Annotated in this window: 3 protein-coding genes; 1 reads left to right on the forward strand and 2 read right to left on the reverse strand. The window is 61.7% G+C overall.

The genetic code is table 11. The features are described from left to right. The first annotated feature begins 823 nt into the window (after window positions 1–823). Entirely contained in the window at window positions 824–1,612 is a 789-nt protein-coding gene (locus ACXJKO_RS30560) for a substrate-binding domain-containing protein (protein ID WP_457094775.1), read from the forward strand. 361 nt (window positions 1,613–1,973) lie between these two features. Here the strand turns inward: ACXJKO_RS30560 and ACXJKO_RS30565 are convergent, their stop codons facing one another. Then, the gene (locus ACXJKO_RS30565) at window positions 1,974–2,177 is read right to left on the reverse strand and encodes a hypothetical protein (protein ID WP_457094776.1); all 204 of its coding nucleotides are present in this window, start codon (window positions 2,175–2,177) and stop codon (window positions 1,974–1,976) included. A gap of 377 nt (window positions 2,178–2,554) precedes the next feature. Further along, the coding region (locus ACXJKO_RS30570; protein ID WP_457094777.1) for a metallophosphoesterase at window positions 2,555–3,616 on the reverse strand (1,062 nt) is incomplete at its 5' end.

Raw genomic sequence — 3,616 nt, forward strand, 5'->3', positions numbered from 1 at the left:
TGCTCGCCTACAACCTGAAGCGGGTTCTGGCGATCCTTGGTCCTGGACCGCTGCTGGCAGCCATCCAGTCCTGAGGGGGCATCACTTTAGACCCCAAGCTGATCACGATGGCTCGGACATCAGGGAGACTGACGTCCAGCCTTGTCGAGGAGCCAAACGGCCGCTGGCTCTCGTGCTCCAGCCGATCAGAGGACCACAGAGGTGATCTCACTCGGTCGCTATCTGCGTTTTGACACAGCCTCGGTCARGTGCTGACCTGGCGATCCTGAGCGGGACCCAAGGGCGGGTCAACAAGGCCGCGGCTGTCTCGCACCGGCCGTCCATCACGTCGGTGTCCGTGAGCTTTGCCCAGCAGCGCGGGAATTGCCCATCATTGTGACAGTGCCTCTCCAGGACCATTGCAGCCTCTCCCTTGATCGCTGCCGGCTTCGATGTATCGCCAACGCGAAGCCAGCTACACAATCATTGTGACGGAGGCGGTGGGTTGTTCAAGCTGGACTGAGGTCCGAGGTTGGAGGGGACTTAGGTCTGACGTGCATGAGCTCAGAAAGGATCGAGGGGGTGAACTGAAAGTCCAGAACTGGCACGAGGCAGACGAAAGCTTGAAGGCAGCAATCCTCATCGAACCGGACGTTCCGAAAACGCAGGGAATCTCGGTTCCTGACCCAATCCAGACTTACCACTGCGAGGCTTACATTACCTGTTGGCCTTACCGTTACAGGCGGCCGTCACGCGACCATGGGTTTAGTCAGCGCCCCACTCGCGCCAGTGTGTGGGCGGGTGTATAATCTGTGGTTAGGCGTGGAAAATCCGGGAGGACTTCATGCAGATGCTGACCCGCCGTGCCGTGCTGGCAGGCCTGCTGGCGCCGCTGGCACCCAAGTCTTCATGGGCGCAGGCTACCCAAATCCGGGTGATTTGCTCCGGTGGCTTTACGGCTGCCTACAACATCCTGGCTCCTCGCTTTGAGCAGATGACAGGCAAGGACGTCGTCAGCGCCTACGGGGCGTCGATGGGCAACGCGCCCGACGCCATCCCGCAACGGCTGGCCCGCGGTGAACCGACTGACATCATCATTCTCGCACGTTCGGCACTCGACGAATTCGCGGCTCGCGGGGTGGTCCGGCCGGACAGCCGCGTCGACTTGGCGGAGTCCCGCATCGGGGTGGTGGCCCGTGCCGGTAGGCCCAAGCCCGACATCGCGACGGTCGACGCCCTGCGCCAGACCCTTCTAGCCGCACCGTCAATCGCCTATTCCGCCAGTGCGAGCGGTGTCTACATCTCGACTGAACTCTATAAACGTCTCGGCATCGAGGCGGAGGTGGCGCCGAAGAGCCGCCGCATCCTAAGCGAGCGTGTGGCGGCGGTGGTCGCGCGCGGCGAGGCGGAGATCGGCTTCCAGCAGATCAGCGAGATCCTCGGCGTGCCCGGATCCGAGTTGGTGGGTCCGCTTCCTCCAGAGGTGCAGCAGGTCACTGTGTTCTCGGCCGGAGTGCTGACGAACGCCCGGCAGCCGGATGCGGCAGCGGAGCTGATTGGCTTCCTGTCATCGTCGGATGTTGCTGAAACGGTCAAGTCGACGGGGTTGGATCCGGTCCCGCGTCGCGGATGAGCTATGCGGACCGGGCCAACCGCGGATCGGTATTCCTTACCATCGGGCGAAACCTTCGGATACAGCTTAGGGGCGGGGAGCCGCTGTCGACGAACGTAAAGACACCTCCATCACCTTGATCTGCTAGTCCGCCACACGGAACATCGTCGGCCTGCTGTCCGGAAGGTCCGCAATTGGCACTCCCGAGACGTAAGAGCTTGTCCCGCTTTGGTGGCTGAGAGCTGACGCTCGTTTGTTACCGCAACGTGAAAGTTTGACCCAACTCGGACATTCGAACACTCTCATTTAGAAGATCGAGCCTGGCACCACAGCTCTAAGCCCGAGCACTCCTCGTAAAACCGCTTCTCGGTGCTTCACTATTTCAGAAGTAATACCCTCCAAACAGGGATCCACCTACAAGCGCGAGCATCAGAAAAAAGCTGATGAGCAAAAACATCGCAAGGATCACGAAGCGCATCAGGCAGCCGCCCAGCGCCGCCCCAACCGGTGGGGCTTCTGGAGCGGTGTAGGTTGCTCCTCGGGACATGCGGCCGGCGCGCGAAGCAGCCCTGAGGATCTCCAGCATTCTTGCCGTACGGATATCGCGTACCGAAGCGCTCTCATCGCTTGCACCTAGATCCGGATCGGGAGATCTCTCCCGTTCTCTGCGGCCCCACGGATCGGCGCTGGTTCTGGGAGGCAATGGTGGAGGATCGGCGCGCGGGGGTGCAGTGGACGTGATCGTCCGTGGACGAGGCGGAGCGGCAGGTGCAACGGGCCTTGTCCCCGGACGGACCGGATCACCGAATCTTGCACCACAGTGCGGACATACAGAGGCATCGAGCCATCGACCGGGCTTGTGGCTCGTGCAGTAGTAGCGGACCTGCGCCTCGTGACAGGCTTCGCATTCACCAGGAGTCGTCTTTGAGGTGCCGCAGTTCGGGCAACGCAGGATTACGCCGGTCATCGATGAGGTTCCTGGATGGTTTCACTCTCGGGGCTGCCGGAGGCGAGCTCCGGATAGACCTCGCGGATCATGTCCGCAGGAATGTGCAGCCGGTACACCCGGGGGAGCGTTCCTTCGACAAACTGCGCTATGGTGGGAACGCGCTCGTAAGGGCCGAAGCTCTCACGGCTCAATCGGCGGGAGAGGGCTACGGTCGTCAGCACCGGATGAGCCCGATACGCCGGATAGGCAGCGTATCTCTCTTCCACATGATCGTGGCCGCGCACCATGCGCGTGATGGGACGTCCCAAACGGGTGCTCAGGCCGCAGAAAGCAGCGAAGTCCTCGTGCCCGAACTGGCTCCCCCGCGAAAAGCGGTTCGGGAGCTTCTTGCGGGCTTTCGGATGCGCCCTGGTCCACACGAAATCCGACAAGCACATCGGATCGTTCCAATCTCCTGTTTCGGCAAGACGCGCGTGCAGATCGACCAACGGGAATCCGCCATGGGCTACAAGAAGTCCATCCGGAAAGAAGAGCGCACGGGGAGCACGGGCGAACAGACGCACGGCCACCTTACCGGCCCGCTCGATCCATTCATGCGCGAGATTGGCGTTCAGGAAATCCGCGAAGTCCGACGGCGTCACGCTCGACGCAAACCGTACGCCATCATAGGAGAGCGCCTCGTCGTGGTTGCCCGCTATGAGGCACACACAATCCGGTGCGTCGACGATCAATTCGAACACGCGGAGAAGGACTTCGAGCCCGAAACCTTCATCATCGAAAAGATCACCGAGAAACACGATCCGGAGCTGCCCCCCATCCGGCGGCAGCGCTGGATCGCGCATCGCCGCCAGTGCGGCCTCGAGTGCTAGGAGATCGCCGTGCAAATCACCGATGATCCACAACCGACTCTCGGTATTCAAGTCGGAGACCTGGATCACCTTGTCGGCGGGATCGGTGCGGTGTTTGTCGAACAACATGCCGGGTCCGTCGGCTTTGTCGAGAAGCACCTCCATCCGCTCTACCGTCGCTCGCATGTTGGAGCGGATGGAGGACGGATTGGCGGCATTGCGGATAGC

The sequence above is a fragment of the Microvirga sp. P5_D2 genome, assembly GCF_054049475.1.